Below are 24,032 nucleotides of genomic sequence, written 5' to 3'. Positions count from 1 at the left end.
CCGCAGCCCGCCGGAAGCGACCGGACGGACATTGCGCGAACGCGAAAACCACGCGGCTGATCCGACACCAAACGGATCGCCACCGCCTCGTTCCTCCATCCTCTCAACTCATCACTCAGGCAATTTTGCGACCAAAGGAATTCTAGACCGTGGACTATATCTCAACGCGGGGAGAAGCCCCTGCCCTTGGCTTCTGTGACGCTCTTCTTGCCGGTCTCGCCCGCGACGGCGGCCTCTATGTACCCCGCGAATGGCCTACCCTCACCAAAAAGGAGATCCGCGCCTTCCGTGGCAAGAGCTATCAGGAGGTCGCTTTCGCGGTGCTCTCGCCCTTCGTCAACGGCGAAATCCCCGATGACGTCTTCCGCGGCATGATCGATGCGGCCTACGCCACCTTCCGCCACCCGGCCGTCGCGCCCCTGGTGCAGACCGGCCCAAACAGCTTCGTCATGGAGCTGTTCCACGGCACCACGCTTGCCTTCAAGGACGTCGCCATGCAACTGCTGGCGCGGCTGATGGACTACGCGCTGGAAAAGCGCGGCCAGCGGGCGACGATCGTCGGCGCCACGTCGGGCGACACGGGCGGTGCCGCGATCGACGCCTTTGCCGGGCGCGAACGCACCGACATCTTCATCCTCTTCCCGCATGGCAAGGTCTCGCCGGTGCAGCAGCGACAGATGACGACCTCGACGGAGGCCAACGTGCACGCGCTGGCGATCAAGGGCAATTTCGACGATTGCCAGAACCTCGTCAAAGCCATGTTCAACGACACGGCCTTTCGCGAAAAGGTCAAGCTCTCGGGCGTCAATTCGATCAACTGGGCGCGCATCATGGCGCAGGTGGTCTATTACTTCACCACCGCCGTCGCGCTCGGCGGACCGGACCGGAAGATTTCCTTCACCGTTCCCACCGGCAATTTCGGCGATATCTTCGCCGGCTATGTCGCCAAGCGCATGGGCCTGCCGATCGACCGGCTGGTGATCGCCACCAACGAGAACGACATCCTCGCCCGCACCCTGAAAACCGGGCGCTACGAGATGCGCGAGGTCAAGGCGACCACCGCGCCGTCGATGGATATCCAGATATCCTCCAACTTCGAGCGGCTGCTGTTCGAAGCCTATGGCCGCGATGCGACGAAGGTGCGCGCGGCGATGGAAAGCCTGAAGCAATCGAACGGCTTTTCCATCGGCGAGGATGCGCTGAAGGCCATCAAGAAGGACTTCCGCGCCGGCCGCGCCAGCGAGAAGCAGGTGGTCGCGACGATCCGCAAAACCCTTGCCGACACCGGCTATCTCATCGATCCGCATACGGCCATCGGCGTCTTCGTGGCGGAGAAAAATCAAAAGCCCACCAGCCCGATGGTGACGCTTGCCACTGCGCACCCGGCGAAATTCCCCGCGGCAGTAAAATCCGCTTCCGGTATTGACCCGGCGCTTCCGACGTGGCTTGCTGGACTGATGAACAGGGAGGAGCGTTTCGATATCCTCGATCCCGAGCTGAAAGCCGTTGAAGCCTTTATCGGCAAGCACGCCCGGGCCGGGGAATGACAGACGCAGAAAGACAGGCGATGACAGTGGAGTGCACCCGGCTTGCGTCCGGGCTGACAGTAGCGACCCAAACGATGCCGCATCTGGAAAGCGTGGCGCTCGGCGTTTGGATCAAATCGGGTTCGCGTAACGAAACCGAGACGGAGCACGGCATCGCCCATCTGCTCGAACACATGGCCTTCAAGGGCACCGCCCGCCGCACGGCGCGTGAGATCGCCGAGGAAATCGAGAATGTCGGCGGCGAAGTCAACGCCGCCACCTCCACCGAAACGACCTCCTATTATGCCCGCGTGCTGAAGGATCATGTCCCCCTCGCCGTCGATATCCTCGCCGATATCCTGACCGAGTCGGCCTTCGACGAAGAGGAGCTGGCCCGCGAAAAGCAGGTCATCCTGCAGGAGATCAACGCGGCGAACGACACGCCGGACGACGTGGTCTTCGACAAGTTCTCCGAGGTCGCCTATCGCGGCCAGACGCTCGGACGCGCCATTCTCGGCACGCCGGAGACGGTCGTTTCCTTCTCGCCCGACCAGATCCGCGGCTATCTCGGCCGCAACTACACCACCGATCGGATGTTCGTGGTCGCCGCCGGTGCCGTCGACCACGAAAGCTTCGTGCGCCAGGTCGAAGAGCGCTTTTCCAGCCTGCCGACCAAGCCGTCGGCGCCGCCCGTCATCGAGCCCGCCCGCTATATCGGCGGCAATATCCGCGAGACGCGCGACCTGATGGACGCGCAAATCCTGCTGGGCTTCGAGGGCCGCGCCTACCATACGCGCGACTTCTACTGTTCGCAGATCCTCGCCAATATCCTCGGCGGCGGCATGTCCTCGCGGCTGTTCCAGGAAGTGCGCGAGTTCCGCGGCCTTTGCTATTCCGTCTATGCCTTCCACTGGGGCTTTTCCGACACCGGCATTTTCGGCATCCATGCCGCGACCGGCGGCGAGAACCTGCCGGAGCTTTTGCCCGTCATCATCGACGAGCTGCATAAGTCCTCGCACAGCATCGAGCAGCAGGAGATCGAGCGCGCCCGCGCCCAGATCCGCGCGCAATTGCTGATGGGCCAGGAAAGCCCGGCGGCGCGCGCCGGACAGATCGCCCGGCAGATGATGCTCTACGGACGGCCGATCCCGAACCAGGAAATGCTGGAGCGGCTGGAAGGCATCACCATCGATCGACTGACGGATCTTGCCGGCCGCCTGTTCTTCGATACAGTGCCGACTCTTTCGGCGATCGGGCCGTTGGAGCAGCTGGCGCCGATGGAAGACATCGTCACGTCGCTGTCGTCGCCGACCCCCGCCTCCAAGAGCGCGAGCGGCTAAGGCCCGTCTCGCGCGCCGATGGGGTCAATTCTCGGGGGAGTATTGGGCGGAATGCAAAAATCGGTCTTTCGGTTTCTGTCACGTCATCCGGACGCGGTTGAACTCGAAAACGAGACCTATTTGCTGCGCCTGCCGCGTTATTCCGATTTTAACCAATGGCACAGGCTAAGGGCCGAAAGCCGCCGGTTCCTGGAGCCCTGGGAACCGACCTGGCGCCATGACGAGCTCACCGAGGGTGCCTATCGGGCCCGAGTCATCCGCGGAAAACAGGAATACAGCTCAGGCCAGGCCATTCCGCTTTTCATTTTCCACAAGGAAAACATGACGTTGCTTGGCGGCATCACCATCGGCTACATCCGCCGGGGCGCGGCGCAGAGCTGCATGATCGGATATTGGATGGGCGAGCGGCATTCCGGTCAGGGTCATATGTTCGCCGCACTTCAGTTGGTTATACCCTATATCTTTTCCGGACTCGAGTTGCACCGTATTGAAGCAGCCTGTATTCCGGATAACGAGCGTAGCATGCGGCTTCTGGAAAAAGCCGGTTTCCAACGGGAAGGTCATTTGCGCGGTTATCTTAAAATCAACGGTCAATGGCGTGATCATGTGATGTTTTCCCGGCTGGCGTCGGACGCCGGCCCGAACGGAAAATCCGACAAGCGATGACGGCCGCCCTCAAGCCGACCCTGCCGGTGACCCGATGGCCGTCCGCAATCCTCGCGGCGGTTGCGGGTATTATCCTGTTGCTTCTTGCCGGCATGGCGCATGCGGCCGAACCCGTGAAGATCTCCCGCGACGACACCGCGCTCGACCTGACGGCGACGACGGAGATCTACACCAACCAGGGTGAAGCGTTTCAGGTCTCCACAGCCGCCGGTGCCGATGGTATCCGCCGCCGTATTGAGGTACGCTCCTCCTCTCCCAATCATCAGGGCGACTGGGCCGTTTTCGCGCTTGCCAACGTCTCGGAAGAGCAGCTCGAGCGCGTCATCGTCGCGCCCCATTTCCGCCTGGTGAATTCGAAGATGTTCTGGCCGGATCTCGGCTCGCAGCGCATCATCGCGATCACGCCAAGCGAAGGCTTCGCCCTTGACCGGCAGCCGAGCGACGAGGCCGACGTCTTCCGCATCACGCTGAACCCCGGCGCCGTCGTCACCTTCGTCGCCGAACTGTCCTCGCCAAGCCTGCCGCAGCTCTATCTCTGGGAGCCGAATGCCTACAAGGACACGGTCAACGCCTTCACGCTCTATCGCGGCATCGTGCTCGGCATTGCCGGCCTGCTGGCGGTGTTCCTGACCATTCTCTTCGTCGTCAAGGGCACCTCGATGCTGCCGGCGACGGCGGCGCTCGCCTGGGCGGTGCTCGGCTATATCTGCGTCGATTTCGGCTTCCTCGGCAAGCTCATCAGCATCACGTCCAGTGACCAGCGAATATGGCGTGCCTGCGCCGAGGTGGCGCTTGCCTCCAGCCTGGTGATCTTCCTCTTCACCTATCTGAACCTCAACCGCTGGCATGCGCATCTGGGCTATGTCACGCTCGCCTGGGTGCTGGGTCTCGCCTTGCTCTTCGGCGTGGCGATCTACGATCCGTCGATTGCCGCCGGCATTGCGCGCCTGTCGCTGGCGCTGACGGCAACGGCCGGGCTGCTGCTGATCATCTATCTCGGTTTCAGCCGCTATGACCGCGCCATCCTGCTCGTGCCGGCCTGGGCGCTGACGCTCGTCTGGCTGTTCGGCGCCTGGATGACGGTGACCGGCAAGCTCGACAACGACATCATCCAGCCCGCGCTCGGCGGCGGCCTCGTTCTGATCGTGCTGCTGATCGGCTTCACGGTGATGCAGCATGCCTTTGCCGGCGGCGCCTTTCAGCAGGGCCTGTTCTCCGACCTCGAGCGGCAATCCCTGGCGCTCACCGGTTCGGGCGACACGGTCTGGGACTGGGACGTGGCGCGCGACCGCGTGGTGACGACGCCGGATATCTCGACAAAGCTCGGCCTTTCACCGGGCACCATGCATGGGCCGGCGCGCAACTGGCTGCCGCGGCTGCATCCCGACGACCGCGACCGCTTCCGCGCCACGCTCGACGTGCTGCTGGAACACCGCCGCGGCCGCCTGAACCATGAATTCCGCATCCGCGCCGAGGATGGGCATTTCCATTGGCTGACGATCCGCGCCCGGCCGGTCCTCGGCTCGAATGGCGAGATCATCCGCTGCGTCGGCACCATCGTCGACATCACCGAACAGAAGAACTCGGTCGAGCGGCTGCTACACGACGCGCTGCACGACAATCTGACCGGCCTGCCCAACCGCCAGGTCTTCCTCGACCGGCTGCAATCCGTGCTGACGCTGGCGCCGGAAGGCAACCAGCTGCGGCCGACCGTGATGGTGATCGACATCGACCGCTACAAGCTGGTCAACGACACGCTCGGCGTCGCCGCCGGGGACAATATCCTGATCGCCCTGACGCGCCGCCTGCGCCGTCTGATGAAGCCGCAGGACACGCTGGCGCGGCTCGCCGGCGACCAGTTCGGCCTGATCCTCGTCTCCGAGCGCGATCCGACCAAGGTCGCCGATTTCGCCGATGCGATCAGCAAGGCGATCATGGTGCCGATCAATTTCGCCAATCGCGAGATCATCCTCACCGCGTCGATCGGCCTGACCTCCTGGGTCGACCAGCAGGAGAACGCGTCCAGCCTGCTGAGCGACGCCGAACTTGCCATGTACCGCGCCAAGCGCGCCGGCGGCAATCGCGTCGAACCCTTCCAGCCGGCCTTCCGCAGCTTCGGCACCGACCGCCTGCAATTGGAAACCGACCTTCGCCGCGCTGTCGAGCGCAAGGAACTCTCGATGGTCTACCAGCCGATCGTCCGGCTGGAGGATGCCGAGGTCGCCGGTTTCGAGGCGCTGATGCGCTGGGAGCATCCCAAGCGCGGCAATATCCCGCCGTCCGAATTCATTCCGATTGCCGAGGCCTCCGATATCATCGGCCCGCTCGGCATGTTCTCGCTCGAGCAGGCGACCAACGACCTGATGGCCTGGCAGCGCCAGACCGGCGACCTGCCGCTTTTCGTCTCCATCAACCTGTCCAGCGTGCAGCTCCTCAACAACGAACTGTATGAGGATATCCGCGCCCTGCTCGCCAAGACCCATTGCGAGCCGAACCGCATCAAGCTGGAGCTGACGGAATCGCAGGTGATGGAAAATCCGGAGCAGGCCCGGCTCGTGCTCGGCAAGCTGCGCGAGGCCGGCATCGGCCTGGCGCTCGACGATTTCGGCACCGGCTATTCTTCCCTCTCCTATCTCACCCGCTTCCCCTTCGACACGATCAAGCTCGACAAGGCAATGGTCAGCGACGAGAGCGACAAGAAGACGGTGCTGCTGCGCTCCGTCATTTCCATGGCGCGCGAACTCGACATGGGCGTCGTCGCCGAGGGTATCGAGTCGGAAGAGGATGCGCTCGATCTCGCCAAGATGGGCTGCGCCTATGGCCAAAGCTACATCTTCGGCCCGCCCATGAGTGCCGATTCGGTGCTGCGGCTGCTGAAGGAACGCTTTCCGCTAACCAAGCGGGCTTGATCCGGTCTATCCCGCCCCTTGCGGGCGGGAAAGCAAAATCAGCATTTAGCCGCTAGGCTAAGTGCTAGATTTTGCAAGGGCAGGGGTAGGCAGGGACGCACCTGCCTGCCAGGAATAGTATGAGCAAGAAAAACCCCCTCTCTTGCAATTTCAATGACTTAGAAATTTCGCCCAGCTTTTGAAGGCATAGAGGCTCCTGTTGCGCAATTCCTAAGCCAATGAAATTGCTATCTCGCCCGCCAAGGGCGAGATAGGCTCCGGAACTGCCGCGCCATCCCATCTTTACGAGATATTGCGCTTACACTCCGCCAATCACCTGCCGGATATAATCCAGCTTCGTTACCACCGGCGGCGACAGGATGAAGGGATAGGAATCCGGCTGGCCCATGCTGCGCTGGATGGCATTGATGGCGACGCTCAGGGGAATCCAGGCGCTGACGAGCTGTTCGGCGCTTTCAGCCTTGTAAGGATTGAAATCCACCTCCGCCGCCATTTCACGATAACCGAGAGGGTCGATGGCGAGACCAAAGGAGCGAGCAGTTTCCAGCGTATCGACGATGTGCAGATAATGCGCGAAACACTCGGCAAAATCTTCCCAGGGGTGGGCGCTGGCATAGGCGCTGATGAAACTGTCCTGCCAGTTCAGCGGCGGGCCATGGTCGTAATGCTGCTGTAGTGCTGCGCCGTAATCCAGCCGCTCGTCGCCGAAAACGGCGCGGAAGGCTTCGACCTGATTGCGATCGCGGATCAGCTTGTTCCAGATGAAGTGGCCCGTCTCGTGCCGGAAATGACCGAGCAACGTGCGGTATGGCTCGTTCATCAGGGTGCGCGCCTGCTCGCGCGTGACGTCGTCGGCCTCGGCGGCGCGAATGGCGATCAGCCCCTCCTCATGTCCGGTCCTGGCCGGCACGACATTGCCGCCCTGCACCTCGTCCTCGAGAAAATCGAAGACCAATCCACCCTGGGGGTCCTGCCGGCGATCGGGGTGCGGCAGGTTCCAGCGCAGCAGCGAATAGAAGAGGTGCCGTTGCGCCTGGCCGATCCGCCGCCAGCGCTCGACACCCTGCTGCGTATCGGTGTTCGGCACCAGGCGATTGTGACGGCAGGCCACGCAGAACGGCTCGGGATCGCCAGCCGCCACCAGCCAGTTGCAGATATCGAGTTCGGCATTGGCGCAGAAGCGCACCCTGCGTTCCGGCTCGGCCACCACACGCCAGTTCTGTCCGTCATCGGCTTCCAGGGCATAGATCGCCACCAATTCCGGCAGGAAACCGAGCTGATGGCCACAACGAATGCATTGCCTGTTATCGAAATGCACCGGCTGGCCACAGTGGTCGCAGGCAAAAAGCCGCATGAAACCCTCGCGATCGGAATAGCAGGCATAAAAGAGCCTGCCCACGAATTCGTGGCAGGCCCGTTTTCGCCGTGCCGCGCGTCTGGCAATATATCAAATGGCGCGGCGCTTTATAAGGTTATGCTTAATCACCCGTCGCCGGACGCGTTGACGGCCGCCATATTCGTCTCGACCGGCTCAGCCATGACCGGCATGCGGAGACAGCATGGCGGCGTTGATGCCCATCAGGGCAAGCGCGCGCTCGTACTTGTCGTCAAGGCTGCGGTCGAAGATCAGCTCCTCGTTGGCCGGGCAGTTCAGCCAGCCGTTATTGCCGATTTCCGCCTCGAGCTGACCAGCACCCCAGCCGGCATAGCCAAGCAGCATGGTGGCCCGCTTCGGTCCGCTGCCCTTGGAGATGGCCCTGACGATATCCAGCGTCGCGGTCAGGCTGATGTCATCGCTCACCGGAATGCTGCTGTCGCTGAGATAGTCATCGGAATGGAGCACGAAGCCACGGCCGCTCTCGACCGGTCCGCCGGTCTGGATCGGAAAATCCCGCGCAACCGCCGGCAGAACGATGGCGTCATCATCCTTGATCATATCGAGATGCAGCAGCACGTCGGTAAAGGTCAGGCTCTGTGCGCGGTTGATGACGAAGCCCATGGCGCCGGCAGTGGAATGCGCACAAATATAGATCACCGTGCGATTGAAATTCCGATCCTCCATGCCGGGCATGGCAATCAGGAACTGACCGTCTAGAAAACCTCTTTCGCGTCTGTTCTTCAGTGTCGATAGGGACATCACGCCTCCTGACTGCAGTCTGTCACTGCGCCCCCAACACATAGAAAGATGGGGCAATGTCATAAATCAATCAACTGAAAATGATCATTTCTTTTTTCAGCCGTTCTGGCGCGGCACGGCGCCATCCGATAAACCCATTGCTCATGATCAAAATACCCAGCCTTGCCTGCCTGACGACAATAGCGGCCGGAGCGCTTGCCGCCGCAATATCCGCCGGCAGCGGCGCGCACGCGGCCATGAGCGACTGGGCCAGCAACATGGGCGGCCGCATGCGGCTGGTGGCGCTGGCGCCGGATGCCGAAGGGCATGTTCGCGCCGCCCTGCAGATCGAGCCGGCGCCCGGCTGGATCACCTATTGGCGCGAACCCGGCGAAAGCGGTATTCCGCCGCAGGTGAGCACGGCGGCGGGAAGCGGCGTGACGATCGTCACCATGCGCTATCCCGTGCCCAGGCCCATCACCGTCGGCGCGATCCAGGAGATCGGCTATGATGCGCCGGTGACATTGCCGCTGGAGCTGCGGATCGACGGCAAACCGCCGGCGAGGCTCGAGCTCACGGCCTTTATCGGCGTCTGCAAGGATATCTGCATCCCCTTCCAGGCGGAGCTTTCGCTGCCGCTTTCGGCCGCCGGCCAATCGACCCCGCACGAACAGGCGCTGCTGGATGCCGCTGCGGCATCGCTGCCGCAGGCCGCTGCCCCGGATTTCGCGATTGAAAACCACACGCTGTCGGCCGACGCGAAGACATTGTCGCTGCGCCTCACGCTACCGGATGCAATCGGAGATGCGCCGCTGATCTACGTCACCGGTCCGACCGGTTATGTCTTTTTCAAACAGGCCAACGGCAAACGCGACGGCAAATCCTTCACGACGGATATCGCCGTCGGCAAGCTGCCGAAAAATTACGACATCAGAGGCAAGAGCTGGGGCATTCTCGTCATCGATGGCGAGCGCGCGATGGAAACCACGCTTGCGTTCGACTAGGGCGACCCTATAGTTCGCCGACATCTTCATTCCGGGCGGCGCGGCCGTCCTTTATCGCGACCAAGGAGAGAGCCATGACCATCGCTATCGGCGACAAACTGCCTGCCGCCACCTTCAAGGAAAAGACCGCCGACGGTCCGGTCGAGATCAGCACCGAGCAGCTTTTTGCCGGCAAGCGCGTCGTGCTCTTTGCCGTGCCCGGCGCCTTCACGCCCACCTGCTCGCTGAACCATCTGCCGGGCTACCTGGAAAACCGCGACGCCATCCTCGCCAAGGGCGTCGACGACATCGCCGTGATTTCCGTCAACGACTGGCATGTGATGGGCGCCTGGGCGCAATCCTCCGGCGGTCTCGGCAAGATCCATTTCCTCGCCGACTGGGACGGCTCCTTCGCCAAGGCGCTGGGTCTCGACATCGACCTCTCTGCCGGCGGCCTCGGCGTGCGCTCCAAGCGCTACTCGATGCTGGTGGAAGACGGCGTGGTGAAGACCCTCAACATCGAGGAAAGCCCCGGTCAGGCCACGGTTTCGGCCGCGGCTGCGATGATCGAGCAGCTTTGAGACTTTTCGAGCTTTGAGAAAAGCAATGAGGGTGTCTTGTGGATTCCCTCATTTATCTTGTCAGCCCTTAGCGAAATGACTTTCAAGGTCACGGTGACCTTCGATGATGTTCACGACTTCGAAAACATCATCGACATAGCGGAAAAAGATCACATATCCGTGGAATGCAAAACTGCGTACATCGGGAAGCAATTCGGGCCTTGCGCGACCCATCTGACCCGGCAATACCGCCAGGTCGCTACATTTGCCACGAAGTCTGCCGATAAGTTTCGCGCACTCTCCGCACTTCCGCCTTCTAGCCTGATGTATCGATAGATATTATCGAAATCGGTTCTGGCGCTCGCTAGATAACGAATGCGCGGCATTAGTAGCCTTCTTTTTGCAGCTCGATTTCTACCGCGTTTAACGAAGCATCCAGTTCCTCGTCTGATATATCGCCCCCACGGGCAATCGACGCCTCCAGGGTGCGCCGCAAGGCCATGATCTTCGCCTCACGCTCCTCCACGAGCCGCAGACCTTCGCGCACGACCTCGCTGGCCGAGCTGTAACGTCCCTCTTCCACTGTCTTCTCCACGAATTTTTCCCAGCGTTCACCGATAGAGACATTCATCAACTTCACTCCCGCAGAGCCGGCCAAGTCGGCGAATAACAGATAATGCGCCATATATAGCATTATTGGCACAGAGCGCCAATTGCCGGTGCCCAGCACTCCTCAATCCACACCCCGCCTCTTTTTCGCCGCATTCTCCCCGCTACTACACGTAACGTTATTACATTAAGAGAACGCATATGTCCTTCAGCAACGATCCCTTCGCGTCCTCCCTGATCGGGCGCTCCGTGTTGACGCGCCTGATCTTTGTCGCGGTCGGCATTGCAGTGCTCTGGGCGGCCATCGGCTGGGCGGTGGCCCTGGCATGAGCGCGCTGATCCGTCTCGACAATCTCACCGTCACCTATGAGCGCCATCCCGCCGTGCATCATGTCTCCGGCGCCTTCGCACCCGGCAGCCTGACGGCGATTGCCGGGCCGAACGGGGCGGGAAAATCGACACTTCTGAAGGCGATCATCGGCGAACTCAGGGTCGCGGAAGGGTCGATCGATCGTGGCCAGCTGACGCGCAACGATTTCGGCTATCTGCCGCAGGCGGCGGAGATCAATCGCCGCTTCCCGATCTCGGTCGCCGATACGGTGATGCTCGGCGCCTGGAAAACGTCCGGCGCCTTCGGCCGTTTCTCGCGCGAGGACGGCGAGCGGGCGCGCGATGCGCTGGCCGCCGTCGGCCTTTCCGGCTTCGAGCGCCGGCATATCGGCTCGCTCTCAGCAGGGCAGTTCCAGCGCGTGCTCTTTGCCCGGCTGCTGCTGCAGGATGCCCGCGTCATCCTGCTCGACGAACCCTTTACCGCCATCGACCAGCGCACGACGCGCGACCTTCTCGACATCGTGCTGCGCTGGCATGACGACGGACGTACCGTCATTGCCGTGCTGCATGATTTCGAGCAGGTGCGCGCACATTTCCCCGAGACGCTGCTGATTGCCCGCGAGCTTGTGGGATGGGGCAAGACACAAGATGTCATGAGCCCCGCCAACCTTATCCGGGCGCGGGCCATGGCCGAAAGCTGGGACGAGGAGGCCGAGGACTGCGCGCCCGAGCCGGATCATGCCGGCCACGCACTGGCAAAGCGGGAGCCGGCGGAATGACCGCTTACGATATCTTCCTCGCGCCCTTTGCGGATTACGGCTTCATGCGGCGCGCGCTCGTCGCCTGCCTGTGCCTGGGCCTCGGCTCCGGCCCGATCGGCGTTTTCCTGATGCTCAGGCGCATGAGCCTGATGGGCGATGCCATGAGCCATGCGGTGCTGCCGGGAGCGGCGATCGGCTACCTGATCGCCGGCTCGCTGTCGCTGACGGCCATGGGGCTTGGCGGGCTGGTGGCGGGGCTCTCCGTGGCGCTGCTCTCCGGCCTCGTCAGCCGCATGACGGTACTGCAGGAGGATGCGAGTTTCGCCAGCTTCTACCTGACGTCGCTGGCGCTCGGCGTGCTCATCGTGTCGCTGCGCGGCTCCAATATCGACCTGCTGCATGTGCTGTTCGGCACCATCCTCGCCATCGACGCCTCTGCCCTCTACCAGATCGGCGCGATCACCTCGCTGACGCTGCTGATGCTCGCGGTCATCTACCGGCCGCTGGTGATGGAATGCTTCGATCCCGGTTTTCTCCGCGCGGTCGGCGGGCGCGGGCCGGTCTATCATTTCCTGTTCCTGCTGCTCGTCGTGCTCAATCTCGTCGCCAGCTTCCAGGCGCTCGGCACGCTGATGGCCGTGGGGCTGATGATGCTGCCGGCGGCGATCGCGCAGCTCTGGTCGCGCAGCCTGCCCGTCATGATGGCGATCGCGACGGCAACGGCGGCGGCCTCGGGCTATGTCGGCCTCATCGCCTCCTACCATCTCGAATTCGCCTCCGGCCCGACCATCATCATCACCGCGAGCCTGATCTACGGTTTTTCCATTCTCTTCTCGCCCTCGGGCATCGCCCGGCGGTTCATCCCCCGTCCCCATCTCAGGGGCTAATCTTTATCAAGGAGACATTCATGAGCAAACACAGACTGCTTCTCTCCACCGCGGCCGCCGCCTTCGTTGCCTTCGGCGTCGCGGCGCCCGCATCCGCCGAGACGCTCAACGTCGTCGCCTCCTTCACCGTGCTGGCCGATGTCGTCAAGCAGGTCGGCGGCGACCATGTGAAGGTATCGAGCCTCGTCGGCCCGAACGGCGACCCCCATGAATTCGAGCCGTCGCCGGCCGACGCCAAGAAGCTCAATGCCGCCAAGGTCACCTTCGTCAGCGGCGAAGGCCTGGAAGGCTGGATGGACCGGCTGATCAGCGCCTCGGGCTACAAGGGCACGCCGGTCGTCGTCTCCGAAGGCATCGACACCCGCACCATGGTCGACGATGGCAAGACGATCACCGATCCGCATGTGTGGAACAGCCCGGTCAATGTGAAGATCTGGGTCGCCAATATCGAAAAGGCGCTGTCGGCGGCCGATCCGGCCGACGCGGCCGATTTCAAGGCCAATGCCGAGCGCTACACCAAGGTGCTGACCGAGCTTGACGCCTATGCCCACGGCAAGTTCGACAAGATTGCCGACGACCGCCGCAAGGTGCTGACCAGCCACGACGCCTTCGGCTATTTCGGCCGCGAGTACAAGGTGAACTTCCTCGCCCCGCTCGGCTTTTCGACGGAAACCGAAGCCTCGGCCGCCAAGGTCGCCCAGCTGATCGAGCAGATCAAGACCGAGCATGTGAAGACCTATTTCTTCGAAAACTCGAACGATCCGCGCCTGGTCAAGCAGGTCGCCAAGGCCACCGGCGCCGAGCCGGGCGGCGAGCTCTATGTCGAATCCCTCTCCAAGGCCAACGGCCCGGCTCCGACCTATGAAAAAATGTTCCGTTATAACGTTGACCAGCTCGCCGCCGCCATGGCGAAATCGAGCTGAGGCAGCCGGACGTATGAGCACCGGAAACTCCTTCTCCCCAGCGGGGAGAAGGTGGCCCAAAGGGTCGGATGAGGGGGGGGTGCGGCATCGGAAGGATTGCCTTTCGCTTGCGCTCAAGGCTCTCGTCGCTTTGCTTCTCGCCCCCCTCATCCGCCCTATTGGGCACCTTCTCCCCGCTGGGGAGAAGGGCGAGCGGCAACCACCTCATCTCATATGCAATTGCCCTGCATACAGCCGCGGACACCCTCCCCGCAGCCTGTTCTATTCAGAGATTGAGATCGAAGACCAGCAGCCCGGCAAGCCCGCCATCGGTCGACGAGACAATGCGCTCGCCGACGGCGACATGCTCCGGATGCACCAGATAGGCATCCCGCGCCTCGGCACTTTCAAACGTCACCGCAAACCCATCGACAAAGCCGCCATGCAGCCCCTCCGGCGAGACATTCGGCCCGTATTTGATATCGACGATGCCGGGAATGACCTGCTGCAACGCGGCCACGGATTCGAACAGCGCTTTCTTCTCATCCTGTGTCATGGCGGATTTGAGCCGCAGGAAAACGCAATGCAGGATCATGGAATCGGCCTCCCTGGATGTTGGGGGCAGCATAGAGGGAAAGGGGGATGGGGCAAGGTGGGGTGGTGGTGATGTTTTGGATTTTTGGAGGTGATCACCCACCATGAGTGTACCGCTAGAGAAAACGATACATTAGCGGCTCTATTGCTTAAGTCTGGGGCACGACGCTAACGTGGGTGATGAGAATCTTTTTGAGCCTGCCTGTACTGCTCTCGAAGAGAAACGCACTAACGTTTAGAGCTCCATCTGCTCCCATCCTGTTACGAGCATTATTTCTCAGACTAGAAGTTATCAATTCAATGGTGTGCGGATCTTTAGAGCCTTCAGCAAGATCAAAAGGAATCGGCCTATTTTCTGTATCTAGAAAAATTCGCCCGCCGAAGGTATTGATATTGTAGCTACTCACTCGCCCCACGAGCTGAACTGGCTGCTCTACTTGTTTGGTTACATTTACGTAATCGTACGTGGTGCTGTCGAGCGTTGCAATCTGCGTGCTGTTACGTCCAATGATCGAACTCACTTTAGCCAAATTGGCAGTTTGAGATGCCGCAATTGGCCGATGCATTTCCCTAATAGAACTTTCAGTCTTCTCCATAAGCGAATCTACCTGCGACTGCGTAATCTGAGGCGCAATACGATTTCGCTGATTGAGTTCATCATACTGCTTCCCAAGCGTAGAGTCGAAATCCACATGAAAACCAAGCGTTTCGTTCACGATATAGTCATAGGTCGAGGCCACTAGATGTCCAAGAACTGTATCACGAGGGGCAGTTCCAAGCGTGTGTGCACCCGACGCTAGCAGAGTGACAACCGTAATCACCTTCCAACTTCCAGGCTCAGGGGACTTAATCAAAATCCGAGCGCCGCGAAGGGCTGGTGCCTGCGTGATTATTTCACCATGCAATACCAAATGCGTCGTCAGCGCGAGCGAGCGCTGAAAGCCTGTTAGTGCGTCGGCCGCATCATAGAAATCAAGAACATGGTCATCAGCGTCATTGCCCTCAAAACTTAACGCAAACTTTAAGCTTACCGCCATGACTACCTCCCCAAAGCGCCCTCCTCATCAAATACAGGTTGCAATAATAAGTCAATATATTCTAATTCAGCGAGCATCAACAAATCGCCGGATATCCGTTTTCATAAAGAGCGCGAGCATGGGATCACTATCGGCGCAAAGCCATTGCTAAGCTCCCCTCAAAGTGCGACGCACGCGCCCCACCCCTACCTCTTCTTAAACGGCTCCATCCCCTTGCGCGCCAGCTCATCGGCCCGCTCGTTCTCCGGGTGCCCGGCATGGCCCTTGACCCAGTGCAGCGTCACCTGGTGCCGGTTGCGGGCTTCTTCGAGCGCCTGCCAGAGTTCGGCGTTTTTCACCGGTTTCTTGTCCGCCGTCTTCCAGCCGTTTTTCTTCCAGCCGAAAATCCACTTGGAGATACCGTCCTTGACGTAAACGCTGTCGGTGTAGAGGTTGACCTCGCAGGGGCTCTTGAGCGCGTTCAGCGCCGAGATCGCCGCCATCAGTTCCATGCGGTTGTTGGTCGTCTCGGCCTCGCCGCCGAAGAGTTCCTTTTCCGCCTCGCCATAGCGCAGCACCGCGCCCCAGCCGCCGGGGCCGGGATTGCCGGAGCAGGCGCCGTCGGTGAAGATATCGACCTGCTTCATGCCTTCAGCCCGTATTCGGCAGCCGAGGCGATCTGGCGGTGGAAGCGCAGCTTGCGCAGATATTCGATCGGGTCCTTCTTGGTGACCATCGCGCCGGCCGGCGTCGTCAGCCAGTCGTAGAGGCGGGTCAGGAAGAAGCGCAGCGCCGAGCCGCGCGAAAGCGTCGGCAGGGCGGCGATTTCGGCCTCGCTCAGCGGCCGCACGCTCTGGTATCCCTCCAGCAGCGCCATGCCCTTGGTGATGTTGTAGGCATGATCCTTCTCGAAGCACCAGGCGTTGAGGCAGATCGAGACGTCATAGGCGAGCTGATCGTTGCAGGCGAAATAGAAGTCGATCAGGCCGGAGAGCTGATCGCCGAGGAAGAAGACATTGTCCGGGAAGAGATCGGCATGGATGACGCCCTCCGGCAGGTCCTTCGGCCAATGGCTCCCCAAGAAATCGAGCTCGCTGCGGATTTCGTCCTGCAGGCCGGGCTCGACCTCGTCGGCGCGGGCCTCGGACTTTTCCCAAAGCCCCTGCCAGCCCTGAAGCGACAGCGCGTTCGGCCGCTTGATGGCGAAACCCTCGCCGGCGACATGCATCTCGGCCAGCGCCTTGCCGACTTCGCGGCAATGCTTTGCCTCGGGCTTCCTCAGCCACATGCCTTCGAGGAAGGAGATCAGCGCTGCCGGGCGGCCGGAGAGATGGCCGAGCAGCGCGCCATCCTTGCGCGGCAGCGGCAGCGGGCAGGACAGCCCTCGGCTCGCCAGGTGCTGCATCAGGCCGAGGAAGAACGGCAGGTCGCTCTTTTCCACGCGCTTTTCATAGAGCGTCAGGATCAACGGATCGCGCGAGGTGTGCAGCAGGAAGTTTGAGTTTTCGACGCCCTCGGCGATGCCCTTGTAGGAGAGCAATGTGCCGACATCATATTCCGTCAGGAACCACTTCAGATCGTCTTCGGTAATATCGGTATAAACGGCCACGAATTCTTCCTGGAAAAGGCTTTAACGGATTTGATTATTCGCCGTTGACGAAGGCCATGTCGGCCGTCGTCAGCTCGATGTTGCGCAGCTCGCGGTTGACGAGGAAATTCTCGGTCTCCTTCACCGTCTCGGCCAGCTCCACCACCGCATTGTAGCGGGCGCGGAAGGCCTCGATGATCTCGTTGACGATGACCTCGGGCGCAGACGCGCCGGCAGAGAGGCCGACGGTCCTGATATCGCCGATGTCGTCCCAGTCGATCTCGGCGGCGCGCTGCACGAGCACGGATTTCGTCGCCCCGGCCCGAAGCGCCACTTCGACGAGACGCTTGGAGTTGGACGAATTCGGCGCGCCGACGACGATGAAGAGATCGCAGCCGGGCGCTGCCTGCTTCACCACTTCCTGGCGGTTGGTGGTGGCGTAACAGATCGAATCGGCTGAAGGAGCCGTCAGGTTCGGAAACCGCTCCTGCAGCCGCGCGATGACGCCGGCGGTGTCGTCGACCGAGAGCGTCGTCTGGGTGACGTAGCCGAGATTGTCGGGATCGGCGGGCTCGTAGACATCGGCGTCCTCGACGGTCTCGATCAGCGACACCGTGCCTTCAGGCAGCTGGCCCATGGTGCCGATCACCTCCGGATGGCCGGCATGGCCGATGAGGACGACGTGGCGGCCGAGGCGATTGTGGCGCATGGCCTGCTTGTGCACCTTGGAGACCAGCGGGCAAGTGGCATCGAGATAGAAGAGATTGCGCTGATCCGCATCCGCCGGCACCGATTTCGGCACGCCATGGGCGGAGAAGACCACCGGCTGGGCGCGATGCTCGGCCGGGATCTCGTCCAGCTCCTCGACGAAGATGGCGCCCTTGGCTTCCAGCCCCTCGACCACATAGCGATTGTGCACGATCTCGTGGCGGACATAGACCGGCGCGCCATAGGATTTCAGCGCCAGCACGACGATCTGGATGGCACGATCGACGCCGGCGCAGAAGCCGCGCGGGCCGCAGAGCCGGATGGTCAGGTCAGGTTTGGAAACTGCTATGTTCATGTCTCTTCCGAAATCCGGGACAATGGCAAAGCCATAGATAGGTCGGCCTTGCCGCTTGCTCTAGCCCAATATCCCATCGAAATGAAGCTATTCTATTGCATGCCTCTATTGCCGGGGCGCATCCGGATGGCGTTTGCGCCACCAGGAAATCGCGACGATGACGACCAGCGTCACGGCCAGACCATACCAGGTGACGGCATATTGCAGATGGCTGTTCGGCAGATCGACGATGGTGACGCCGCCGATCGGCAGCCCGCCGGGGTTTTGAGCCTTGCCGGCATCGACGAAGAAGGGCAGCACCTTGTCCTTCGGCAATCCGTCGCTTGACGCCATGGCGTCGAGATCCTTCCAGTAGAAGATATCCTTGACGAGATCGTTGTCCGGTATGCCGGAGGGCTGGCCGGCGAGCTTGGCGCGGGCAAGGCCGGTGACGGTCTGCTCGCCCGTCAATTGCCCCTGCATGCGCTTTTCCGGCGCCTTGTCGACATCGGGCACGAAGCCACGGTTGACGAAGAGGTAGCGCCCGTCGGCAAGCTGCAGGGGCGTATAGACATGATAGCCGGCATCGCCTTCATGGGTGGTGAAGAAATACCGCTCCTTGTCGTTGAGGTAATGGCCGGTCGCGGTCACCACGCGATATTCGATATCGCCGCCGGACGCGGCCATGGTCTCGATCGCGGACAATGGCACCGGCGGCGCCGATTGACGCTCGGCGATGTCGGCCAGCAGGCCTTCCTTCCAGTGCAGCCGCTCGACCTGCCAGGTGCCGAGCGCCAGCAGGATGGCAAGCGCCACGAGCAGGATCAGCGCCTTGCCGACCTGCCAGAACGGGTTGGCGCGGCGCGCCGGCATGCTGGCCTCAGTCACGATGAAGCCGCCCTTCGCTGGCATTGTTGCGGTATTGCAGGGCGATCAGGATGCCCTTGCACCAGCGCAGCGACAGGAGCGAGAGCAGGATGGTCAGCGGCGCGAACAGCAGGATATGCACCCAGATCGGCGGCGCGTAATTGACCTGCAGCCAGAGCACCAGCCCGATGACGATGAAGCCGACAATGAGGATGACGAAGACCGCCGGTCCGTCGCCGGCATCGGCGAAGCCATAGTCGAGATCGCAGGCGGCGCAGCGCGGCTTCAGCGACAGCAGCCCGTCGAAGAGCTTGCCATTGCCGCAGCGCGGGCAACATCCCTGGATGCCGACCTTGAACGGATCGACCGGCGGGAAGAGCGCGCTGTCGCCGTTAGCCTCTTGATCTGGTCTGTTGTCTTGCTCTGAATTCACGGCTTGATCTCTATCATCCCGGACGAGCGTCCTCCTCTCGTCCCCTTCCATCATCAGTAACCGCGATGCGGCCCTCCATGCAATCCAAAAGCTTGGGCGGGAGCCGCGATCCCGCTAGAATGGCGGCGGCATCGGAGGAAATTCATGAGCCCCTTTCAGGACAGCAAACCCGGCCGGATCGTCATTCTCAATGGTGCGCCGCGCTCCGGAAAATCCAGCATTGTCGAGGCGATTCAGGCGGATTTCGAGGGTCCGTGGATGAATCTCGGGGTCGATACCTATGTCCGGCAGGTCACGCCGCCGCGCTACCGGCCGGGCATCGGCCTGCGCCCCGGCGGCGAAAGGCCGGAGCTGGAGCCGCTCGTCCCGCGCTTTTATGCCGCGCTCTATGCCTCGATTGCCGCCCATAGCCGGCTGGGGCTCAATGTCATCGCCGAATTCGGCCATCATGATGCCCATTCCCGTCCGCTCGGCATCCTGCGGGACTGCGCCCGGCAGCTGAGCGGCCTGCCCGTTCTGTTCGTCGGGGTGCATTGCCCAATCGAGACCATCATGCGGCGGCGCCTGGCGGAAGGCCCTGAACGGCGCGGCATCTATATCGATGTTTCCGCCGACGCGCCGATCCCGGTGCCGGTGCTGGCCTGGCAGGAGGAGGTGCATCGGCCTGGCATTTACGATCTGGTGGTGGACACCTCGATCAACAGCTCGCGGGACTGCGCCGAGCAAATCCGGCACGTCCTGGACGCGGGCATACAGCATCCAACGGCATTCGAGCGGCTTGCGGCGGACATGCCATAGGCTTCACGGCGGCGACTGCATCAAGGTTCCCTGGTGGAAGACGATCTTCCAGCCTTCCTTACTCCGGCGCCAGATGGTCGAACGGCGCGTTATGCGCCCCGGCTCCTCCAGCACATAGGAGAGGAGATAGACTCCTTCCGCCAAAAACGTCAGCGTGAAATCGCGGCAGGGCCAGTGATGCGGCTCCGGCCCCTTGGCATAGCGTTCCAGCAGCGTTTCAATGACATAACCGCGTCGATAGACATTGCCGCTCGCACCGATTTCCCAAAAGGCAGCATCGATCATGCACTCGAGATCGGCACGCGAGGTTCCGAATTCGCGCCTGTGGAAAATCGGCTCGCGGGCCGAGAGCTCTTCGAGAATGTCGTTTAGCTGCAAATCGCTCATGTCTTCAACATGGCGCGCCGGGCCTGCCGTCGCAATGTAAAAGTCGCCTCGGCTGCGACTTTGCGGCCTGACTGCTATGTTTCGAGCCGCCGGATGTAGCGTTCAGCCGAACGAGCGACGCTTTCCCCTGCCCCGCTTGCGATGAGTTTGTCGCTCCAGGCACCGTAGATCCGATCGAAGCGTATCTCCGCGACGCGGCCTGCGATGCGCCGGACTTCGCGGGCCGGCAGAGGGATCAGGTTGGGGAAGGAATACATGAAGGAAACCCATCCCCGTGCCGGAACCACCTGCATGGTGTCGCCGACGAGCAGCGCGCCTTTTCCCTCCGCGCCGGCCTGCCATTCCAGAACGCTGCTTCCCTCGAAATGGCTGCCCAGCCGATGAAGGACGATGCCGGGCAGCACCTCATGGCGATCTCCCCGCCAAGGCTGGATATGTTCGCTCGGGCGCATAACATGGGCGAGATCGGCCTCGGGCAGCAGGATCGGCACGCCGCCGAGCGCCTCGCTCCATTCCACCATGCCGGTATAGAAATGCGGATGAGACGGACAGATGGCTTTGATGCCGCCGAGCTCCAGAATCCGGTCTCGCGTCTTGCCATCCAGAACGGGCGTGCAGTCCCATAGGACATTGCCATGCGGGGAGAGCACCAGCAGCGCGCGCTGGCCGATGCCGATGGCCGGGGAGACGCCGATGGCGATCAAGTTCGGCTCGAGCTCGCTCCATTCGTTCACATGCGTGGAGATCAGGGCTTCGCGGGCAATCCACGCCTGCCCACCTTCGGGGACGAACTGCCGTTCGTCGTCACAGATGATGCAATGAGGCGGAGGCGCGTCGTTCAACGCGGAATGGGCGCCGCATGTCTTGCAGATCCAGATGGGCACTGGAACGATCCCTTATGCGCGGGTGGCCGATCCTCGATATGTCAGGTGGACATTGCGCCGCAATGCCGTCTTAAAACAATGCCGCCGCAAAGTCCCGGATCAGGCCGGATTTGCGGCGGCAAGCATCGTTCATATCAGCCGAAGGCCGGTCAGCCGTGCGCCACCGGCGCGCCCCAGCTGCCCCAGATATAGATGCAGAAGAACAGGAACAGCCAGACGACGTCGACGAAGTGCCAGTACCAGGCGGCGGCCTCGAAGCCGAAATGCTGCCTGGGCGTGAAGTCGCCCCTGATCGCCCGGATCAGGCAGACCAGCAGGAAGATGGTACCGACCAGAACGTGGAAGCCATGGAAGCCGGTCGCCATGAAGAAGGTCGCGCCATAGATCGAATTCTTGAACTCGAAGGGTGCGTGGGCATATTCATAGGCCTGCACGCAGGAGAACAGCGCGCCGAGCAGCACGGTCAGGACCAGGCCCTGGATCAGCCCCTTGCGATCCCCATGCAGCAGCGCGTGGTGCGCCCAGGTGACCGTCGTGCCGGAGAGCAGCAGGATGATGGTGTTGTAGATCGGCAGATGCCAGGGATCGAGGACTTCGACGCCCTTGGGCGGGAACTGGCCGCCGAGGAAAGCCGTTCGCGATGCCTGGATCGCCTCGTTCGGGAAGAGGCTGACGTCGAAATAGGCCCAGAACCAGGCAACGAAGAACATCACTTCCGAGGCGATGAACATGATCATGCCGTAGCGCAGATGCAGCGAGACGACGCGGGTATGCGCGCCCTCATGCGCTTCCTTCACCGTGTCCGACCACCAGCCGTACATGGTGTAGAGGATGATGGCCAGGCCGATGAAGAACAGCCAGGGATGCGCCCAGTCGAGACCGAACAGGTGCAGCGAGCCGCCGTTCAGATAACGCATGAAGCCGACACCACCGAAGGTGATGACGAAAGCACCGATGGCGGCAGTGAGCGGCCAGGGGCTCGGGTCGATGATGTGGTAGTCGTGTTTCTTCTGATGCGCCTCTGCCATGTCAGCAATCCCCGAATGACTTTTTCCCATATTGCTTCCGGCCAAGCCGAAAAGCACTCTCCATCAAAGTTTCTTTTCCGCCGCCTTGACCGCAGCACCCTCGTTCGACGCGACCGGCTTTGCGCCGTCGCGCGGGTAGAAGGTGTAGGACAGGGTCAGCGCCGTAATCGTCTTGGTCTCTTCCGCCTTGGTGATCTCAGGATCGACGTAGAAAACCACCGGCATCTCGCGCTTTTCCCCCGGCGCGAGGTCGGTCTCGTTGAAGCAGAAGCATTGCACCTTGTTGAAATAGGCGCCCGCTTCCACCGGCGAGACGTTGAAAATGGCCTGTCCGCGCGTTGGCTGGTCGGACTTGTTCTCGGCCACGAACTTGATCTCGATCGTCTCGCCGATCTTCGGCGTTACCGACTTCTGCATGGGCTTGAAGTCCCAAGGCACGCCGGGCGCGACATTCGCGTCGAAGGTGACGGTGATCGGCTTGTCGAGAATGACGCTGGAAACCTGATCGACGCGCTGCGTCGTGCCGTTGAAGCCCGTCACCTCGCAGAAGATACGGTAGAGCGGCACGGCGGCGGCGCTCATGGCGCTCATGCCGACGACGAAGCTCAGGCACATGGCGACGACCAGACCGTTGTTACGGCCGGGCTTCCTCGCCTTGTTCGTTGTCCCCTCCTCCATCACGCCTCCTCAAACGTGTCCGGTGCCGATCTTGATGATGGTAATCGCGTAGAACAGGATCACCAGACCGGCGAGCACCAGGCCGAGCGCGATGTTGCGCCCTCGCCGCGATTTCTTTTGCGCTTCCGTGAGCTTGACCAGTTCGATCATAGCCAGCCTCCCGCGCCGCCCGCCATCAGCACGGCGACGAGCCGGTCGATCAAAAGCGCCGAGAAGATCGCGAAGAGATAGAAGATCGAGAAGGCGAAGAGCTTCTTCGCCGGCACCATCTTCGCATCGCCCTCGGGCATGCGCCAGACGGCGATGGAACAGTGAATGAAAATGACGCCGAGCACGGTCGCGACCACGCCGTAGCCGAGGCTCGCAAAGCCCATGAAGGACGGCACGACGGCGATGATGGCAGTCAGCACCGCATAGGCGACGATCTGGTTCTTCGTGGTGGGCACGCCCGCGACATTCGGCAGCATCGGCACGCCGACGGCCTCGTAGTCGCCCATCTTGAACAAAGCCAGCGCCCAGAAATGCGCCGGCGTCCAGAGGAAGATGATCAGGAAGAGCACGATGCTCTCGACCGTCACGCTGCCGGTGACGCAGGCCCAGCCGATGACCGGCGGAAAAGCGCCGGCAGCGCCGCCGATGACGATGTTCTGCGGCGTCGAACGCTTCAGCCACATCGTGTAGATGACGGCATAGAAGAAGATGGTGAAGGCGAGGATCGCGGCGGAGAGCCAATTGACGGCCAGGCCGAGGATCGTCACCGAGAAGCCCGACAGCACCAGTCCGAAAGCCAGCGCTTCGGAGGGCCGCACGCGGCCAGCCGGGATCGGACGTTTCGCCGTGCGGGTCATGATCGCGTCGATATCGGCGTCATACCACATGTTCAGCGCGCCGGACGCGCCGGCGCCGACGGCGATGCAGAGAATGGCGATCAGGCCGAGAACCGGATTGATATGGCCCGGCGCCAGAACCAGGCCGGCAAAGGCGGTGAAGACGACCAACGACATGACGCGCGGCTTCAGAAGCTCGAAATAATCGCGCGCGCCCGCTTCCGACAGGCCGCTTTCGCCTTCTTTTGCGAGTGCTTCGTGATTGTCGATGACCGTCATTCTTTCATGTCCAATATCAATT

At 61.8% G+C, this 24,032-nt stretch carries 28 protein-coding genes; 11 read left to right on the top strand and 17 right to left on the bottom strand.

All coding sequences use genetic code 11. The features are described from left to right. Positions 1-149: 149 nt before the first annotated feature. Genes thrC through FHX11_RS07470 form a run of 4 tightly spaced genes read left to right on the top strand, consistent with a single transcriptional unit; the run spans position 150 to position 6,441 of the window. The gene (gene thrC, locus FHX11_RS07485; protein WP_184356597.1) at positions 150-1,547 is read left to right on the top strand and encodes a threonine synthase; all 1,398 of its coding nucleotides are present in this window, start codon (positions 150-152) and stop codon (positions 1,545-1,547) included. Between the two features lie 20 nt (positions 1,548-1,567). Next, on the top strand, positions 1,568-2,866 hold the full coding sequence (locus FHX11_RS07480; RefSeq protein ID WP_184356595.1) for a pitrilysin family protein: 1,299 nt from the start codon (positions 1,568-1,570) through the stop codon (positions 2,864-2,866). A 51-nt stretch (positions 2,867-2,917) separates the two neighbouring features. Continuing rightward, a complete protein-coding gene (locus FHX11_RS07475; protein ID WP_184356593.1) occupies positions 2,918-3,532 on the top strand; it encodes a GNAT family protein in 615 nt (204 codons plus the stop codon). Further along, a complete protein-coding gene (locus tag FHX11_RS07470) occupies positions 3,529-6,441 on the top strand; it encodes a sensor domain-containing phosphodiesterase (protein ID WP_184356591.1) in 2,913 nt (970 codons plus the stop codon). Before FHX11_RS07475 ends, FHX11_RS07470 begins: the two co-directional genes overlap by 4 nt. A 298-nt stretch (positions 6,442-6,739) precedes the next feature. On the opposite strand, the gene FHX11_RS07465 is transcribed toward FHX11_RS07470, so the two are convergent. Next, positions 6,740-7,795, bottom strand: coding sequence for a putative zinc-binding metallopeptidase (locus tag FHX11_RS07465; protein ID WP_184356589.1), 1,056 nt, complete (start codon positions 7,793-7,795; stop codon positions 6,740-6,742). Between the two features lie 177 nt (positions 7,796-7,972). Next, complete coding sequence (locus FHX11_RS07460) at positions 7,973-8,578, bottom strand: YqgE/AlgH family protein (RefSeq protein WP_184356587.1); 606 nt, start codon at positions 8,576-8,578, stop codon at positions 7,973-7,975. Positions 8,579-8,721: 143 nt separating this feature from the next. Here FHX11_RS07460 and FHX11_RS07455 point away from each other — a divergent pair, with 143 nt between their 5' ends. After that, on the top strand, positions 8,722-9,561 hold the full coding sequence (locus FHX11_RS07455; RefSeq protein WP_184356585.1) for a protein-disulfide reductase DsbD domain-containing protein: 840 nt from the start codon (positions 8,722-8,724) through the stop codon (positions 9,559-9,561). A gap of 74 nt (positions 9,562-9,635) precedes the next feature. Next, positions 9,636-10,121 (top strand): peroxiredoxin, encoded by a 486-nt coding sequence (locus FHX11_RS07450; RefSeq protein ID WP_184356583.1) that lies wholly within the window; start codon positions 9,636-9,638, stop codon positions 10,119-10,121. A gap of 60 nt (positions 10,122-10,181) precedes the next feature. Here FHX11_RS07450 and FHX11_RS07445 read toward each other — a convergent pair whose 3' ends face one another. Both FHX11_RS07445 and FHX11_RS07440 read right to left on the bottom strand, forming a co-directional pair. Then, complete coding sequence (locus tag FHX11_RS07445; protein WP_246780918.1) at positions 10,182-10,334, bottom strand: type II toxin-antitoxin system RelE/ParE family toxin; 153 nt, start codon at positions 10,332-10,334, stop codon at positions 10,182-10,184. Between the two features lie 151 nt (positions 10,335-10,485). Continuing rightward, positions 10,486-10,731, bottom strand: coding sequence for a type II toxin-antitoxin system ParD family antitoxin (locus FHX11_RS07440; RefSeq protein ID WP_184357516.1), 246 nt, complete (start codon positions 10,729-10,731; stop codon positions 10,486-10,488). Between the two features lie 179 nt (positions 10,732-10,910). Here FHX11_RS07440 and FHX11_RS30040 point away from each other — a divergent pair, with 179 nt between their 5' ends. The 4 genes from FHX11_RS30040 to FHX11_RS07425 are packed head-to-tail and all read left to right on the top strand — an operon-like array spanning position 10,911 to position 13,610. Further along, positions 10,911-11,039 (top strand): hypothetical protein, encoded by a 129-nt coding sequence (locus FHX11_RS30040; RefSeq protein ID WP_281411584.1) that lies wholly within the window; start codon positions 10,911-10,913, stop codon positions 11,037-11,039. Then, positions 11,036-11,818 (top strand): ABC transporter ATP-binding protein, encoded by a 783-nt coding sequence (locus FHX11_RS07435; protein ID WP_184356581.1) that lies wholly within the window; start codon positions 11,036-11,038, stop codon positions 11,816-11,818. Before FHX11_RS30040 ends, FHX11_RS07435 begins: the two co-directional genes overlap by 4 nt. Further along, positions 11,815-12,687, top strand: coding sequence for a metal ABC transporter permease (locus tag FHX11_RS07430; protein WP_184356579.1), 873 nt, complete (start codon positions 11,815-11,817; stop codon positions 12,685-12,687). Before FHX11_RS07435 ends, FHX11_RS07430 begins: the two co-directional genes overlap by 4 nt. Positions 12,688-12,707: 20 nt before the next feature. Further along, positions 12,708-13,610: a zinc ABC transporter substrate-binding protein gene (locus FHX11_RS07425; RefSeq protein WP_184356577.1), complete on the top strand. Its 903-nt coding sequence runs from the start codon at positions 12,708-12,710 to the stop codon at positions 13,608-13,610. A 265-nt stretch (positions 13,611-13,875) separates the two neighbouring features. On the opposite strand, the gene FHX11_RS07420 is transcribed toward FHX11_RS07425, so the two are convergent. The 7 genes from FHX11_RS07420 to FHX11_RS07390 all read right to left on the bottom strand — a co-directional run bounded on the left by FHX11_RS07420 (position 13,876) and on the right by FHX11_RS07390 (position 19,129). Next, on the bottom strand, positions 13,876-14,184 hold the full coding sequence (locus FHX11_RS07420) for a Dabb family protein (RefSeq protein ID WP_007693893.1): 309 nt from the start codon (positions 14,182-14,184) through the stop codon (positions 13,876-13,878). A 148-nt stretch (positions 14,185-14,332) separates the two neighbouring features. Then, positions 14,333-15,220 (bottom strand): hypothetical protein, encoded by an 888-nt coding sequence (locus FHX11_RS07415; RefSeq protein ID WP_184356575.1) that lies wholly within the window; start codon positions 15,218-15,220, stop codon positions 14,333-14,335. A 185-nt stretch (positions 15,221-15,405) separates the two neighbouring features. After that, positions 15,406-15,846, bottom strand: coding sequence for a ribonuclease HI (gene rnhA / locus FHX11_RS07410; protein WP_184356574.1), 441 nt, complete (start codon positions 15,844-15,846; stop codon positions 15,406-15,408). Continuing rightward, entirely contained in the window at positions 15,843-16,808 is a 966-nt protein-coding gene (locus FHX11_RS07405; protein ID WP_184356572.1) for a homoserine kinase, read from the bottom strand. Before FHX11_RS07405 ends, rnhA begins: the two co-directional genes overlap by 4 nt. Positions 16,809-16,842: 34 nt before the next feature. Then, positions 16,843-17,850, bottom strand: coding sequence for a 4-hydroxy-3-methylbut-2-enyl diphosphate reductase (gene ispH, locus FHX11_RS07400; protein ID WP_184356570.1), 1,008 nt, complete (start codon positions 17,848-17,850; stop codon positions 16,843-16,845). Positions 17,851-17,955: 105 nt separating this feature from the next. Then, positions 17,956-18,702: an SURF1 family protein gene (locus tag FHX11_RS07395; RefSeq protein WP_184357515.1), complete on the bottom strand. Its 747-nt coding sequence runs from the start codon at positions 18,700-18,702 to the stop codon at positions 17,956-17,958. Positions 18,703-18,709: 7 nt separating this feature from the next. Next, positions 18,710-19,129 (bottom strand): DUF983 domain-containing protein, encoded by a 420-nt coding sequence (locus tag FHX11_RS07390; protein WP_348649688.1) that lies wholly within the window; start codon positions 19,127-19,129, stop codon positions 18,710-18,712. A gap of 144 nt (positions 19,130-19,273) precedes the next feature. On the opposite strand from FHX11_RS07390, the gene FHX11_RS07385 reads away from it, so the two are divergent. Continuing rightward, on the top strand, positions 19,274-19,927 hold the full coding sequence (locus FHX11_RS07385) for a chloramphenicol phosphotransferase (protein ID WP_184356568.1): 654 nt from the start codon (positions 19,274-19,276) through the stop codon (positions 19,925-19,927). Positions 19,928-19,930: 3 nt separating this feature from the next. On the opposite strand, the gene FHX11_RS07380 is transcribed toward FHX11_RS07385, so the two are convergent. The 6 genes from FHX11_RS07380 to FHX11_RS07355 all read right to left on the bottom strand — a co-directional run bounded on the left by FHX11_RS07380 (position 19,931) and on the right by FHX11_RS07355 (position 24,010). Continuing rightward, entirely contained in the window at positions 19,931-20,314 is a 384-nt protein-coding gene (locus FHX11_RS07380) for a DUF4440 domain-containing protein (RefSeq protein WP_184356566.1), read from the bottom strand. A gap of 74 nt (positions 20,315-20,388) precedes the next feature. Further along, positions 20,389-21,198 carry a hypothetical protein gene (locus FHX11_RS07375; RefSeq protein WP_184356564.1) on the bottom strand — a complete coding sequence of 270 codons (810 nt, stop codon included), beginning with the start codon at positions 21,196-21,198 and terminating at the stop codon, positions 20,389-20,391. 149 nt (positions 21,199-21,347) lie between these two features. After that, positions 21,348-22,226, bottom strand: coding sequence for a cytochrome c oxidase subunit 3 (locus FHX11_RS07370; RefSeq protein WP_184356562.1), 879 nt, complete (start codon positions 22,224-22,226; stop codon positions 21,348-21,350). Between the two features lie 63 nt (positions 22,227-22,289). Then, positions 22,290-22,904 carry a cytochrome c oxidase assembly protein gene (locus FHX11_RS07365; protein ID WP_184356560.1) on the bottom strand — a complete coding sequence of 205 codons (615 nt, stop codon included), beginning with the start codon at positions 22,902-22,904 and terminating at the stop codon, positions 22,290-22,292. Between the two features lie 9 nt (positions 22,905-22,913). Then, positions 22,914-23,054: a hypothetical protein gene (locus FHX11_RS07360; protein ID WP_184357549.1), complete on the bottom strand. Its 141-nt coding sequence runs from the start codon at positions 23,052-23,054 to the stop codon at positions 22,914-22,916. Then, on the bottom strand, positions 23,051-24,010 hold the full coding sequence (locus FHX11_RS07355) for a heme o synthase (protein WP_184356558.1): 960 nt from the start codon (positions 24,008-24,010) through the stop codon (positions 23,051-23,053). Before FHX11_RS07355 ends, FHX11_RS07360 begins: the two co-directional genes overlap by 4 nt. Positions 24,011-24,032: the final 22 nt, after the last annotated feature.

The organism is Rhizobium sp. BK602 (assembly GCF_014195095.1).
GTDB lineage: Bacteria > Pseudomonadota > Alphaproteobacteria > Rhizobiales > Rhizobiaceae > Rhizobium.
Note: the sequence above shows the minus strand (reverse complement) of the source record. Positions and strands in the feature narration are given on the sequence as shown.